The sequence below is a fragment of the Thermonema sp. genome, assembly GCF_026003375.1.
GTDB lineage: Bacteria > Bacteroidota > Bacteroidia > Cytophagales > Thermonemataceae > Thermonema > Thermonema rossianum.
This window is the reverse complement of the sequence record NZ_BPHD01000001.1, coordinates 1,161,251-1,174,645: the sequence shown is the minus strand read 5'-3', so window position 1 is coordinate 1,174,645 and position 13,395 is coordinate 1,161,251. Positions and strand designations below refer to the sequence as shown.

Sequence of the window (13,395 nt, the reverse complement as noted above, 5' to 3'; positions counted from 1 at the left end):
TGGTTTGATTCTTGCGCTTGTTTTTTTATCAACCAAAATAAGTGCAAGATGAAACCTTTTATTACAATTTTGCTGGCATTGTTCAGCACAAACATGTATGCTCAATGCGAGCAGGCTTTCTTCTCTTTTGACGAGGGTGCTACTTTCGAATATACTTCTTATGACAAGAGAGGGCGAGAAGACGGAAAAAACATTACCAAAATCCTGAAAGTAGAAGGCAATGAAGCGTTCGTTCATGCCGAGCTGCACGACAAAGACGGGAAAAAAATAGTGGACAACGAATATACGGTGCTTTGTGAAGGCGACCGCATAAAAATTGACTTCCGGCAGTTTGCCGTGGGCAACCTGAACGACAAAAGCGCAAAAGATGCCGAAATCATCATGGAGGGCGACTTTATGGAATTGCCCAATGACCTGACTCCCGGGCAGGAACTGCCCGAGGCAAAAGGGACCGTTACCATAAAAGTAGAAGGCGCCCCCATGAATATGACGAATGAGATTTCCATCAATCGTACGGTTGATGGAAAAGAAACAATTACCACACCTGCCGGCACCTTTGAGACTTACCGTCTCTCTGAAACCACCACTTCTTCCATGAACATGATGGGCATGAGGCGCACGGTTACCGGTTATTCTAAGACATGGGTGGCCAAAGGGGTAGGCATGGTAAAAAGTGAAACTTATCAGAAGAATGGCCGTTTGTTAAGTTATTCTCTTTTGACTGCTTTTTCCAAGTAAGTCATGTCCAATCAAGAATAGCATAAGCCGGTATTGTTTACCGGCTTGTGTGGTTGAAGGCGTTTGTGGTTTGGTTTTCTTTGGTTCTTTCAGACTGTTGGTTTGGTGCTTTCGGGTTTTCCCATTGTCGTTTCGAGCGCAAGCAGGAAATCTGTTTTACTTCCTGCTGCCTGGTCTGATGTGGTATCTCGCTTCGTTCGAGATGGCAAGAGATGAATTTGCTTTGATGAGCTTGAGATTTCTTACCTCACTGCGTTCGGTTCGAAATGACAAGCTTCGCTTTGCTCAACATGGCAGATCGCCGCTTTGCTTGATAGTCAAGATTGTAAGCACCTCTGCCCATACAGGGACAGAAACGGGCGTTTTGTGTTGAAAGTCACACTTTGGTAGGTTCTTGCAGGAGGTCCATAAAGTGGATGCTGCTGTACTCCATTTCGTGAATTACCTTTTGCACTTTGGTAACCAGGTAGTTGTAGGCAAGATAGGCAACAATGCCCACAACCAGGCCGGCGGCAGTGGTAATCATGGCTTCATAAATGCCGGTGGAGAGGTCGCCGGGCGTCACTTGGCTCTTGAGCTCGGCAATGCGCATGAAGGCTTTGATCATACCGGTAACGGTGCCTAAGAAACCAATCATGGGCGCAGCACCGGAGATGGTTGCCAGCAGCGGTAAGTTCTTCTCCAGCTTGTAAATTTCAATGCGTCCTACGTTCTCGATGGCTGCTTCTATGTTTTTTAGGGGAGTGCCCAGGCGGCTCAATCCTTTTTCAATCATACGGGCGGTGGGGGTGTTTTCCCGCTGGCAAAGCATCTTGGCACCGTTGATGTCGCCATTGAGCACAAGGGTGCGTATTTGGTCCATGAAGCCCGGCGAGGTCTTGCTTGCTTTGTTGAGAATAATAATTTTTTGCACGAAGAGATAAACGGTAACAAAAGAAAGCAGCAGGAGCACTGCCATGACCCAGCCGCCCTTCATGAGAAGGTCTATAAGGTTGATGGCTTCGTCGGCGGGGGCCTCGGTGCTCAAAAGCGCGTTTTGTAATGTATCTACTTGTAACAACATAGAGCTTCTACTTTTCTCTTGGTGTGATGAAAGGGGACTAAGACCGCGTAAATTTACAATACAGAATGAATTAGTATCTCAAAATCCAAAGATCATTTTTTCCTAAGCGTTGTTGTAAGGCAAGCCGCAGGCTGTCGGCTTTGTCTTTGTCGGCTTCGAAGCCCACAGCCACCCGGTAGCGCCCATCGGAAACAACCACCCGGGTTTTTTTGAATCCTTTATGAAGGAAGTCTTCGGCGGCTTTGTAGGCATGCACTTTATTGGTAAAGCTGCCGGCTATGATAAAGTATTGGTTTTGCGGGCTGTTTACCGTGTAAAACTCAACGGCTTTGTTGTAGCTTTCTTGTTGTGCCGGCTGCCTGTCGATGGTGGGAGTGGACTGTGTTTGTGTAGTGCTTGGGGCTGAGTTTGTGTTGTTATTGGCTTCGTAGTTCCGGGTGTTGGCATCGGGTGTTGCCTGCTTGTCGTTTGCGCTGTTCTCTTCTTCTTCGGAGGCTGCCACAGAAGATTCCGTATCCAATGGTACCGGCTCTGCCATGGTTTCTTCTTCGGTGCTTGCTTCGTCATTTGTGCCGGTATTGGTTTCTTCGTTTGCCACCACTGCCGGCTCTGCTGTGTTTTTAGTGGCATTTTGCTTGGCTTCTGAGCCAAATAGGGCATTGAAGGGGTTAAGCGAGGGGTCTATGAACAGCACATAACTGGCGAACAGGGCTATCAAAAAAAGCGAAGCTACCACAATAATGCCGCCCCAATTGCGCTTGCTTTGTGAGGGCATGGCAAGCGGGGTGTCTTCATGGAGGGAGGCAGTACCGGCGCCACCGGCCGCTTCGGTGAGTTGCTGCTGCAAGGCTGCCTCTTCCTCTTCGGTGCGCACTACTACTTGTCCAAATACTTCGGGCAAGCCAAAGGCATCGGGCAGGTAGTTCACTTCCGGATCTTGCTCAAATTCTATGCTTTCATCGTATTGTAGTTTAAAGGTGCCCAATTCCGGAATGGTGAACTTCTTGTGGGTGCCCAATTCTATTTTAATGGCGGTGCTAAGGTTTTTTAATATCGACTCTATTTCACCGGCGGGCAGTCCGGTTTGCTGTTGAAGTGCTTCCTTCAGGTGGTGGCTGTCCGATTGCTTGTCGGCAGTAAAAACAATTTTGCCACTTGGTGGAGAAATCTTATGGATGGCTGCGTGGATTTTCGCCCCTTGATACTTTACTTGCAGACACCCCAGCTCCGGCAAGCACACTTGCCCGTACCGGTAGAGTGTTTCTTTGATTGTTTTAATTACTTCTTCCATAAGACTGCATTTAATCGTGGGCTTGCGCCTCTTTTAAGCATGTTTCAGAAACGGTAAGAAAGACCTCCTATAAAAGTAATCTTTCTGCTTGGATAGTACAAATAACGACTGTAAGACTGCCCAAAGATATTGGATGCCTGCACGAAAGCGCCCAACTGCCGGGTGATTTGGTAGTGGCTGTAAATACCTACGTCAAAGACAGGGTCAAGGTTAGCCGTGCTGCCATCGGGGCGCAGGGCTTGAATGCCGCCCAGCAAGTGGGCTTGCATTTGCATTTCCCATTTAGGCAGAGGCAGCCAGCTCAAACGGCTATTGAATGCCCAAGTGGGCAGGTGATAGGGCTCGGCAAGCACCGTTTCTTTGTCGCTGAGAGCATAGCGCCACAGGCTGCCCTGGAGTGTCCAATACAAACCACGCCCATTGTTGTATTCGACTTGCAAGCTTAGCTCACTTTGCTGCATCATCTCTTGGTTGTAGCGCACCACAAAGCGGGATGAGTCAGTGGGGCTATTGATAAAGAAAGGGCGGTATTGCTGCCATGAAATGCTTATCTGCGGTTCGATGCGCCACGCCGGCGTGGGCGTTACCTGTATGCCGGCATATATTTCAAGCGGTATGTGCGTATGAAGCAGTTGTATTTCAGGCGCCAGCCAAGGATTTTGCCGGCTAAAATCATACAGTGTATTGGCTTGCATGCGTCCGCGCACACCGGCTTTGGCGGTAAAATCTACCAGGAAATGGTAGGCAACGGCCAGGTCGGGATACACATGCAGGCTGCTGTTGAGCGTGCTGTCGTTGTCTATGGTAAGGCGGGCAGCCGCTTGTATGTCCCATTGTGATTTTTGCCATCTGAAATAAGGGCGCCACAGCAGCAGCGAACGTTTGACGCGTGAGCTGTCGGTGCGCCGGTTGTACAGCCATTCGGCTTCTAAGCCTGCCTGCCAAAAGCGTATTTTTTGGTATTGTAAACGCAAGGGAAGCGTAAAGGTCTGCTCACGTGCGCTGAAGCGGTCGTTGAAATGATAGAAGGCGGGGCGTACGGTTATTTGCCAGGGGCTTTTGCTTTGCACACTTTGAATTTCTATATCGATGTCGAAGCGCTGCAAATACTGTTTGATGGAATCACGACGGATGGATTCCAGTTGCAAAGGGGCGTAGCCGTAAAAGTAAAAGCCGCGGCGCTCGAAGCCTGCCGAAGGCTTCACCATCCAGCTGGGGTGTAAGCGGTGCCGGCTGCCTATGCGCAGTTGATTGTAAGCATCGGCGGATTTGTTGTCGCCGGTGGGACCGGTGGCAGAGGAACGGTGCGTGAAGTTGGCATGATAACTGAGCTCGTCGGATACTTTTTGCGCATGTTGCACTACCAGCAGCGGGGTGCCGTAGTTGCCAAAGCCGCCCCGTAGCATTGTGCCGCTTTGTACTTCGTCTTTCACAATACGTGCCGGTTGGGCTTCTACCTGTGGCTGCATGGGGGCGAGTACCGGCAAGTTTAGTTCAATGATTTGAAAAGCAGGTGTATTTTTAAAAGTGCTGTCTTTTACCCAATAAGGAACAAATGATATTCTTTCGAAGGAGCGTTGCGCAGGAGGGAGTTTGTTTTCGCGTTCTTTTTCTATGACAAATTCGGCATTTTCTATACCGGTCGGTGACTGTGCATAAAGGCTGCCCGCCCAAACAAATATGCCAATAGCCAAAAGGTATTTCTTCATATTGAAAACGGTTTTAGAATATAGCTGTCAATTTAGGAAACAATAACTGAAGCACAGATATTGAATTGCCAATTTAAGCATTGGGTCAGAACGTAACAATGAAGGAGCGGGTTACGCAGGCTGTTTGGGCTTTTGAAACCATGCAAAACTGTGTTAACCCAGGGCATGTAGGTAATAGTCCCAACTTCCGAAAAATACGATTCCGTCCGATACGGCAGGGCTCGACGATACGACATCCCCGGTTTTGAATTTCCATTTTAAATGGGGATGCTTCCAAGGAGCTTTTCCGCTATAAGAGCCGGTACGTGCTTTGTTTCCTCTGAATGTTGTCCACTTATTTTCTTCTGTTTCCTTTATCATGCTTTTTAGCATAAGTTAGCAATTATATTGAAAATGGGCGTTATGGCACTCTTTGAAAAGTGTGTGAAAAACAAAATGGGGCAAAAGGAGAGAAGCGCCCTCATTTGCCCCGGGTGTATGGAAGTTGTAAGAAACCATTTTTTACAGGGAAGCCGGTTGCGATTGCCCGCTTCGCTTGTTGTACGAAGGCAAGCAAGCATCAGCTTGCACAACAGCTCAATTTCGATACATCTTTGTTGAAAGCAAGCGCTGCCAACTTAATGCCTTCGCTTAGTGTCAAGTAGGGATAAAGGTTTTCGGCAAGCGCTTGCACGTCAATGCCGTATTGGATGGCCATGCTGAGTGCTTGCACCAGCTCGCCCCCTTCCGGCGCCACAATCCTTGCCCCCAGCAAACAGTGGGTTTCGCTATGGCGAATCAATTTGATGAAGCCCGTGGTGTCTTGGGCTACGATGGAGCGGGGCACGTCGCGAAGCTCAATTTTGGATACTTCGTGGGGAATGCCCCGGGCAGCTGCTTGGGCTTCGTCCAAGCCTGTGCCGGCCACTTGCGGGCTCGTGAAAATCACCCAGGGCAGGGCGCTGTAGTCGAACTGCTTGTTGGCAGCCGTAAATGCATTTTCTACGGCTATTTTGCCTTCATAGGCAGCCGTATAAACATAAGCCGGGGTGTTGACCACATCGCCGGCAGCGTAAATATGCGGCAGGTTGGTTTCCATTCGTTCGTTGACCACCACATGCCCGCTATCGCTAAGTTGCAAACCTATAGTTTCCAAGCCCATGCCCGATGTGTTGGGTTGGGTGCCGGTAGCCACCAACACACTTCCCGTTTCTGTGAGCTGTATGGTGGAGCCGTCGGGGCGGCGGCAATGAATGATGGTTTGCTCGCCTTTCTTTTCGAACTTCTCCACTCTGTGGTTGGGCAACAGTTCGATGCCCTCTTTTCGCATTTGTGCTTCGATGACTTGGCTGACATCGGGCGTTTGATGCCGCAACACACGGTCGGTAAACTCTATGATACGCACCTTTACGCCCAGCCGGTTGTAAGCCATGGCCAGCTCGCAGCCAATGTAACCGGCGCCCAGGACGGTGAGACTCGGCGGCAGCGCCTCCAGTTCGAACAGCGCGCCGGGGGTAAGATAGTCGATGTCTTCCAAGCCTTCTATGTTGGGGATGTGGGTGGTGGCGCCGGTGGCTATCAAAAACTTGACCGCGCGGAACACCTGCCCATTGACTTCAATATGATGACTGTCCCGGAACTTGGCAAAACCTTGCAAGATGGTCAAGTGTTTGAAGTCTTTGACCACGTCTATGTATTTCTGTTGCCGGAGGGTGGCAACCAACTGCCGTTTGGTTTGCAGCAATTGAGTATAGTCGATATGTGCCCCTTGGGGACGAATGCCCGGAAAATGTGCGTGCCGGGCGCGGTGGGCGGCTTCGGCTGCACGAATGAAGTACTTGGAAGGCACGCAGCCTACGTTTACGCAGGTGCCCCCTATGTCCAATCCGGCATTGACCATCAGGGTTTTCAGCCCAAGTGACTCTGCCGTGATGGCAGCAGAAAAAGCGGCCGAGCCACCGCCTATGATAATCAAATCGTAAGAGCCGGCAGAAGAAGAAACAAAGGGACCGCTGCTTTTTTCTTCGGTGCGGGGTGGGTTTGCCTGCTTTGCCTTGTATTGTTGTGTTTGGTTGATGCTGTCTATAATGTCCTGTTCGTTTGTCTGAGAAGCATCGAAAGAGCAGTGGCAGGTGCCGGCGGCAAAATCTACTGAAACGTCGAGAATACCTTCCTTCCGCCTCAAGAGCTGTTCTATGCTTTGGGCGCAATGGGCACAAGTCATGCCTTCTATACTAAGCGTTACACTTTGCTTTTTCATGGTTTTTAACTTTTAATTAAATGCTTAAATATTCAGTGAAAAAAAATTATGGTTGCCCGCTGACCTGATAGCCACTTCCCTCAATACTTTTTTTGATTTGGGCTTGTTTTACTTGCTGTGGGGTGAATTCTACTTTTACCAATCCTTTTTGATAATCGGCATGTGCCTTTATGATGCCGGGCACCTCACTTAGTGCTTCTTCGATATGCCGGGCACAGCCTTCGCAGCTCATGCCTTCTACCTGCAGCCATATGGACCGGGTGGCAAGACTGTCGTTGTTCGCGGCCGGCAGGGCAGCTTGTTGGCGCTTCGAAGGGTAGAGCATAGAGGCATAATAGGGGAAGGCAAGCATGATGATGGCGAAAAGGCTCACAATGGCCAAAAAGGCTTTGGAGTGCCAAAATGAAGAAGCCGGGGGCGTTTCGCAGGCACAGGCTGCGGTTTCTTGTTTGCGTGGTTTTAGTTTTTGGTACCAGGCAAAGCCCAGCATAAGCACGGTGATGCCTATGAAGTAGGGGCGTGCCGCTTCCATCCATGAAAAGGTGGAAGCGAGGCCGGTAGCCCCCGATAAAAAAGCAAGCAGGGGAGTGATGCAACAGAGCGAAGCCGCCACGGCTGACAAAATGCTTGCCCCTGCAAAGACTTGGCTGTTTTTCTTTGAGTTTGCTTTCATTTTTTTACAAGTTCTGAGCTGAAATCATGGACTTTCTACCGTGAGTTGTTGAAGCAAGACCTGAAGGATAGGCAGGGCATCTTTTCTGATAGAGTAGAAAATGGTTTGCCCTTCGCGCTGCCCTTCTATCAACTGCGCGTCTTTTAGCTTTCGCAAATGCTGCGACACAGCCGGAATGCTCATCCTTAAAATGTCTGATAAGTCGCAAGGACACAACTTGCCCTCTTGTTCGAGCAAAAAGAGTATTTTCAATCGCACCTCGTTGCCTGCCAGGGCAAATATTTGGCTGAACTGCCGGAAGATGGATTGCTTGTCTTCCAGTGCTTCACGACAACGCCCGATTTGTGCCGGGTTGGCCAGTTGGCGAATACATAAAGGGGCTTTCTTAGGCATGCGCTTGTTTTTTTGAGTGAATGTCAACAAAAAAACAAAACAGGTTATATAAATGGTTCATTATTTAAGCAAATACTTAAATGATGGATTGCTTTTTACGAATGGTGAAGGGTAAAAGCCGGCAGGCGGGGTAATGGATTGAAAAAATAAGACTGTTTAAAAAACATGATTTTGGGGTATTCCCTTTCGAGCCTCCCCCTTGTCATTTCGAGCGTGAGCGAGAAATCTCTTTGCTTCTTGTGGCTTGGCGGGCATGAGATCTCTCACTCGCTTCGCTCGTTCGAGATGACAGGATGCACTCCGTTTCATTCGAAATAACCATGCTTCGCCGTACTTGTTTCGAAATGAGAGCACACTTTTGCTTTGTGAGTGAGGGTAATTAGGCGTGAGCTTGTGCATTTTTTTATATTGCTTACCGCAAACAACAAAAACAAAAGACAATGGCGTATTGGTTGGTAAAAGAAGAGCCCGGAAAGTATTCTTTCGAGCAACTGCTTCAGGATGGAAAGACAGTATGGACGGGCGTTCGTAACTATCAGGCACGTAATTACTTGCGTGAAATGCAGCCCGGTGATTTGGTGCTTTATTACCACACAGGAAAGGAAAAGCAGATAGTGGGCATTGCCGAGGTAAGCCGGCCGGCTTTTCCCGATCCTACGGCGCAGGAAGGCGATTGGGTGGCAGTAGAGCTGCGTGCCAAGCACAGATTGCCGGCGGCCGTACCGCTGAAAGAGATTAAGCAGGTACCTGCTTTGTCGGATATGAAGTTGGTGAAGCAGGCGCGTCTGTCGGTGATGCCGGTAACCGAAGAAGAATATGAAACCATTTTACGGATGGCAGAAGAGGCAGCCGCAGGCAAATAAAAAAGGCAACCATCGTAACGATGGTTGCCCCGGTAGCGCTTCGCTTTCTGCTTACGCTTCGGTATCCGGGCTGGTGTAGCTGATGTTGGGAATTTGTTGGTCTATCATAAACAGCCCCAAGCCTTCTTCGCCGATGATATCGAACAGCTCGAGACAGCGGCGGGCAATGTACTCTTCTTCTACCTGCTCGCGCACAAACCACTGCATGAGCATTTCGGTGGCATAGTCGTGGTGTTCGCGGCACATATCCACTATTTTGCGGATAGACTGCGTCACTTCGATTTCGTTTTCCAGGGCAGCTTCGAAAACAGCCCGCAAAGAGTTGTAATTTTGTTTAGGAGCTTCGATGGATGGTGTGACTGCATGCCCGCCCATGTCGTTGATGTATTTGAATATCTTGAGCATGTGGGTGCGCTCTTCGTCTGATTGGCGGTAGAAGAAGTTGGCGCTGTTTTCAAAACCATGAACGTCGCACCAGCTTGCCATTGCCAGGTAGTTGGCCGATGACAAGGCTTCTCTTTTTACTTGTTCATTCAGTGCTTGTTCTATTTCGCTCTGCAAGGAAGTCTTACGACGCCCTTTTTCTTCTTTTTTTTCTTTCTTCTTAGACATTTTTCCGGGATGTTTTATGTTGAACTTGACAAAAATAAATTTAATGAAAAAAATTTTTCCTGCAATAAGTCGCACCGGGTTGCTTATGCCATTTTATTGCGCTTGAGCAAATAACTTTTCAATACTTGCTCAAAAGGCATGCGTACGTCGGCTTCTATGAAATCGATGCCGTATTGTCCACAGCGCAGTTTAAGTGCGCGCAAATAGCGTTGTACCTGTTGGCGGTATTGCCGGCGCACTTCTTTGGGGTTCAGCCTCAAACGCGTGCCACTTTCCAAATCGATGAATTCTTGTTCTTGGTCAGGGAAATCAAGATAGGCTTCCGTGCGGTGGTCCAAGACATGAAAAAGCAGCACTTCATGGCGGTTGTGGCGCAGATGCTGCAGCGCCGAAAATACATCATCGACTTGTTCGGTTTGCTCCAGCATGTCGCTGAAAACAACGAACAAAGCCCGTTTGCCTGCTTTGTCGGCAAGTTCATGCAAGACGGCGGCGGCAGCCGTGCCCTTGGATAAAGGGGGGCGCTCGCTCTGCAAAAGACCTTGCAATTGTTCGAGCTGTTGCGACAGATGCGTGGCGGTGCTTTTGAGCTCGCTGCTATAGACCGGCTGCTGATCGAAGGTGCATAAGGCAAAGGCGTCGCGCTGCTTGTGAAGCAGGTAAGCCAAGGAAGCGGCAGCCATCACGCTGAAAGTAAGCTTGTCGAAGTGGGGCAGGGGGTAATACATTGACGCCGAGACGTCCAAAACCAAATAAGCCCGCAGATTGGTTTCTTCATCGTAGCGTTTGGTATAAAGCCGGTCGGTTTTGGCATACACTTTCCAGTCGATATGGCGGGTGCTCTCGCCGGTGTTGTAGGGGCGGTGCTCGGCAAACTCTACCGAAAAGCCATGAAAAGGTGAGCGATGCAAGCCTACGATGAAGCCTTCTACCAAAGTCTTGGCAAGTAAGCCTATATTGCTAAATTGTCGTATCTGCTCTAAATCAATACTACGTTTTGCCATGAATCACGCATGTTTTATCAAATATACACTTTTCTTGCTAATGCTGGTCTGTGGAGCCCCAACCGCCGCGCAGAACGATTTGGCGCAGTGGTGGGCAAAACAGATGCAGCAGCCGGCTTACCGGGCGGCTTGGGACGGCTTGTATATCTACGACTTAAGCCGGGAAAAAGAAATATTGGATGTGCATGGCGGACGCCTGTTGGCACCTGCGTCAGTCATGAAGTTGCTTACCACGGCCACTGCCTGGCAGCTCTTGGGGTCTGATTTTCGCTATGAAACCCGGATATATGCCGTGGGCACCGTCAACGCCCGGGTGTTGAATGGTTATTTGATGATAGCCCCTTCGGGGGACCCTACTTTGGGAAGCCGCTACTTTGAAGAGACAGCCCCCGGCCTGTTTTGGCAAGCCATGACGGAGGCAATCCGGCAGCAGGGCATCGATTCTGTAGCGCAGGGGGTGTGCTTATTGGAAACTGACTTTGACCCCAACGTAACCCCCGACGGGTGGATATGGGAAGATTTGGGCAACTACTATGCAGCTCCGGCTTTTGACCTGAATTGGCGCGACAATACGCTTTATGCCTATTTTTCTCCCGGGCGAGCTCCCGGTGAACCGGCTTTGCTGCGCAAGGTGGAACCTGCCTTGCCCTTTGCCGTAGAGGCATGGACCAACCAAGTAACTACGGGCAAAGCGGGCAGTGGTGACCAGGTATATGCCGACCGGGCAGCTTATCAAGTGCAGGGCTTCTTGCGAGGTACCTACCCCATGGACGGTACTTTCCCGGTGAAGTTGATGATGCATTATCCGGCTGTGTACTTCTTGCAAGAGATGGGCGAACACTTGCGGGCAGGCGGTGTCCGTTGCAGCCCGCTGCCGGAGCCCTGCCGGGTGGCCTTGCCCAAGGAAAGCCGCTTGTTGTGGGTGCATCGTTCGCCCCGCTTGGAGGATATTATTCGTGAAACCAACCGGCGCAGCATCAATCTGTTTGCCGAAGGTTTGTATAAAACCTTGGCGTTGCGTATGGGCGCCCACACTTCACACAATGATGCAGCGGAAGTCATCAAGTCTTTTTGGCGGGGGCAGGGCGTCGTGCTTGACCAAGCCCGTATTCTGGACGGGAGCGGGCTGTCGCCTGCCAATGCGCTGACGCCACGCATGATAGTAGCCTTGTTGCGCGTCATGGCAGGCATGCCCCATGCTGCTTCGTTTCGAAATACTTTGGCACAGGCAGGCAGCAGTGGCACCCTGCGTTGGTTTGGCAGAGGTACCGCCCTGGCCGGCCGGGTGTGGGCAAAAACGGGCAGCATGCGCGATGTGGTCAGCTTGGCAGGGTATTACCATAGCGCTTCGGGGCGGCACTATGCTTTTGCTTTTATGCTGAACAAAGCCGATGCCTCTTATACAGAAGTCATGCAGTTGTATGCTCGCTTGTTGTTGCAACTGCCATGAAAAGCAGCGTGTAAGGCCGCCCGGCTCTTTTGGAAATTCAGAGGGAATATCGTATCTTTTTGGATACTGAAATTATGATAACCGCAAACCGTGATTGCCATGCAAAGCCCAGATAAAAAGCCGGTCACTTCGCAAGAAGGGGTTGTGCGCCCTTCCCAAAGCAAGGAGCAGACACAAGAACAAGTGCTGGAAAACGTGCCACCATCGCCCGAGGTGCTTGCAAACCGTCATATTTATGACGAATACTTCGATTTGGAGTTGGGCAAGTGCTTTGCCGAGGATATCATGGAGCTGATCGACGGCGCTTATTTCCGTTCGCGGCTCATAGACCTCGACCCCTTCCCAAAGCGCAACAACCCAAAACGCCCTTTGATATTTGCCAGCAACCACTCGGGCATGGCTTTCCCTTGGGATGGTATCGTGTGGGGCTATCGTATTCATAAGCATTGCAATTACGGACCGGATGGTATCCGGGCTTTAACTGCCCCCATGTTGTCGGCTTCGGTGTTGATGCACCCCTATCAAATCAAATACTTTTGGAAACGCATGGGCGCCGTTGATGCCACTTTCTTGAACTTTGAAACCATGATGCACCAAAACGATTTCAATGTGATGATTTATCCGGAAGGGGTGCCGGGCATAGGCAAGGGGTTTCACCGGCGCTATCAGTTGCAGCGCTTTTCGAGTTCTATGGTGCATATGTCCATCAAATACAAAACTGACATCATTCCGTTCTATACGGTCAATGGCGAGTATATCAACCCCTACAGCTACTGCTCTAATTTTTTGAATAAGCTGGTCAACTTGATTGGCATTCCGTTTTTGCCTCTTGGGTTTATTACCCCCTTTATTCTTCTTTTCCCCTGGATCTTTTACATGGCTTTTCCCGCACGCCTGACCTTCATCAAAGGCAAGCGCATCAAGCCCTACGAAATGACCGACAAGCCCTATGAAGAGATGACCTATGAAGACTTCCGGGCTATTGCCGATAAAATACGCGACATGATGCAAAAAGAGTTAAACGAGGCAGTCAAGAAATACGGGCAAAAGCCATACGACTGGAAGTCTTTCTTCAAAGCACAATGGAAATGGATTCGCTACTTCCCCTATACCTTGCCCATCGGATGGCCCTTGTTGTTTGCCGAGTGGGAACGGGTGCGCATCAAAAAAGGCGATCGCAAATCTAAACTGAAACTGGGCTTTTTGTCCACCCTGCGTATTTTGTTCAAAAACCCCAAAGTGATTGCCTACTATCTGCCGCTGATTGGTTGGATACCGCTGGGTATTTCCGGATTCAGGCGCTTGAAGCCATAAGGTAAAGAGAAAGGCGTCTTTCGGCAGGCAAAAGACGGGTGGCATC

At 49.9% G+C, this 13,395-nt stretch carries 13 protein-coding genes; 4 read left to right on the top strand and 9 right to left on the bottom strand.

Annotated elements, in window-relative coordinates:
* Positions 1-48 precede the first annotated feature (48 nt).
* Positions 49-738 (top strand): hypothetical protein, encoded by a 690-nt coding sequence (locus QVE43_RS04950; RefSeq protein ID WP_288004768.1) that lies wholly within the window; start codon positions 49-51, stop codon positions 736-738.
* 376 nt (positions 739-1,114) lie between these two features.
* On the opposite strand, the gene QVE43_RS04945 is transcribed toward QVE43_RS04950, so the two are convergent.
* The 7 genes from QVE43_RS04945 to QVE43_RS04915 all read right to left on the bottom strand — a co-directional run bounded on the left by QVE43_RS04945 (position 1,115) and on the right by QVE43_RS04915 (position 8,106).
* Entirely contained in the window at positions 1,115-1,801 is a 687-nt protein-coding gene (locus tag QVE43_RS04945) for a MotA/TolQ/ExbB proton channel family protein (RefSeq protein WP_288004766.1), read from the bottom strand.
* Positions 1,802-1,871: 70 nt separating this feature from the next.
* The gene (locus QVE43_RS04940; protein ID WP_288004764.1) at positions 1,872-3,092 is read right to left on the bottom strand and encodes an SPOR domain-containing protein; all 1,221 of its coding nucleotides are present in this window, start codon (positions 3,090-3,092) and stop codon (positions 1,872-1,874) included.
* Positions 3,093-3,136: 44 nt separating this feature from the next.
* A complete protein-coding gene (locus tag QVE43_RS04935; RefSeq protein ID WP_288004763.1) occupies positions 3,137-4,801 on the bottom strand; it encodes a hypothetical protein in 1,665 nt (554 codons plus the stop codon).
* Positions 4,802-4,954: 153 nt separating this feature from the next.
* On the bottom strand, positions 4,955-5,161 hold the full coding sequence (locus tag QVE43_RS04930) for a PQQ-binding-like beta-propeller repeat protein (RefSeq protein WP_288004761.1): 207 nt from the start codon (positions 5,159-5,161) through the stop codon (positions 4,955-4,957).
* 199 nt (positions 5,162-5,360) lie between these two features.
* Positions 5,361-7,040: a mercury(II) reductase gene (gene merA / locus QVE43_RS04925; protein ID WP_288004759.1), complete on the bottom strand. Its 1,680-nt coding sequence runs from the start codon at positions 7,038-7,040 to the stop codon at positions 5,361-5,363.
* 46 nt (positions 7,041-7,086) lie between these two features.
* A complete protein-coding gene (gene merTP / locus QVE43_RS04920) occupies positions 7,087-7,713 on the bottom strand; it encodes a mercuric transport protein MerTP (protein ID WP_288004757.1) in 627 nt (208 codons plus the stop codon).
* Between the two features lie 24 nt (positions 7,714-7,737).
* On the bottom strand, positions 7,738-8,106 hold the full coding sequence (locus tag QVE43_RS04915; protein WP_288004755.1) for a metalloregulator ArsR/SmtB family transcription factor: 369 nt from the start codon (positions 8,104-8,106) through the stop codon (positions 7,738-7,740).
* Between the two features lie 440 nt (positions 8,107-8,546).
* On the opposite strand from QVE43_RS04915, the gene QVE43_RS04910 reads away from it, so the two are divergent.
* Positions 8,547-8,969: an EVE domain-containing protein gene (locus QVE43_RS04910; protein ID WP_038032677.1), complete on the top strand. Its 423-nt coding sequence runs from the start codon at positions 8,547-8,549 to the stop codon at positions 8,967-8,969.
* A 51-nt stretch (positions 8,970-9,020) separates the two neighbouring features.
* Here the strand turns inward: QVE43_RS04910 and QVE43_RS04905 are convergent, their stop codons facing one another.
* Both QVE43_RS04905 and QVE43_RS04900 read right to left on the bottom strand, forming a co-directional pair.
* Positions 9,021-9,581, bottom strand: coding sequence for a ferritin (locus QVE43_RS04905; protein ID WP_288004753.1), 561 nt, complete (start codon positions 9,579-9,581; stop codon positions 9,021-9,023).
* 83 nt (positions 9,582-9,664) lie between these two features.
* Positions 9,665-10,585: a DUF58 domain-containing protein gene (locus QVE43_RS04900; protein ID WP_038032678.1), complete on the bottom strand. Its 921-nt coding sequence runs from the start codon at positions 10,583-10,585 to the stop codon at positions 9,665-9,667.
* A gap of 40 nt (positions 10,586-10,625) precedes the next feature.
* Between QVE43_RS04900 and dacB the strand changes: the two genes are divergently transcribed.
* Positions 10,626-12,035: a D-alanyl-D-alanine carboxypeptidase/D-alanyl-D-alanine-endopeptidase gene (gene dacB, locus QVE43_RS04895; RefSeq protein WP_288004750.1), complete on the top strand. Its 1,410-nt coding sequence runs from the start codon at positions 10,626-10,628 to the stop codon at positions 12,033-12,035.
* Between the two features lie 99 nt (positions 12,036-12,134).
* Positions 12,135-13,349 carry a hypothetical protein gene (locus QVE43_RS04890; RefSeq protein ID WP_288004748.1) on the top strand — a complete coding sequence of 405 codons (1,215 nt, stop codon included), beginning with the start codon at positions 12,135-12,137 and terminating at the stop codon, positions 13,347-13,349.
* The last annotated feature ends 46 nt before the right edge of the window (positions 13,350-13,395 follow it).

Coding starts and splice junctions, on each gene's coding strand:
- dacB (WP_288004750.1), top strand. CDS start 10,626: ATGCTGGTCTGTGGAGCCCCAACCGCCGCGCAGAACGATTTGGCGCAG.
- QVE43_RS04915 (WP_288004755.1), bottom strand. CDS start 8,106: ATGCCTAAGAAAGCCCCTTTATGTATTCGCCAACTGGCCAACCCGGCA.
- QVE43_RS04930 (WP_288004761.1), bottom strand. CDS start 5,161: ATGATAAAGGAAACAGAAGAAAATAAGTGGACAACATTCAGAGGAAAC.
- QVE43_RS04905 (WP_288004753.1), bottom strand. CDS start 9,581: ATGTCTAAGAAGAAAGAAAAAAAAGAAGAAAAAGGGCGTCGTAAGACT.
- QVE43_RS04940 (WP_288004764.1), bottom strand. CDS start 3,092: ATGGAAGAAGTAATTAAAACAATCAAAGAAACACTCTACCGGTACGGG.
- QVE43_RS04890 (WP_288004748.1), top strand. CDS start 12,135: ATGCAAAGCCCAGATAAAAAGCCGGTCACTTCGCAAGAAGGGGTTGTG.
- QVE43_RS04910 (WP_038032677.1), top strand. CDS start 8,547: ATGGCGTATTGGTTGGTAAAAGAAGAGCCCGGAAAGTATTCTTTCGAG.
- merA (WP_288004759.1), bottom strand. CDS start 7,040: ATGAAAAAGCAAAGTGTAACGCTTAGTATAGAAGGCATGACTTGTGCC.
- QVE43_RS04945 (WP_288004766.1), bottom strand. CDS start 1,801: ATGTTGTTACAAGTAGATACATTACAAAACGCGCTTTTGAGCACCGAG.
- merTP (WP_288004757.1), bottom strand. CDS start 7,713: ATGAAAGCAAACTCAAAGAAAAACAGCCAAGTCTTTGCAGGGGCAAGC.
- QVE43_RS04950 (WP_288004768.1), top strand. CDS start 49: ATGAAACCTTTTATTACAATTTTGCTGGCATTGTTCAGCACAAACATG.
- QVE43_RS04900 (WP_038032678.1), bottom strand. CDS start 10,585: ATGGCAAAACGTAGTATTGATTTAGAGCAGATACGACAATTTAGCAAT.
- QVE43_RS04935 (WP_288004763.1), bottom strand. CDS start 4,801: ATGAAGAAATACCTTTTGGCTATTGGCATATTTGTTTGGGCGGGCAGC.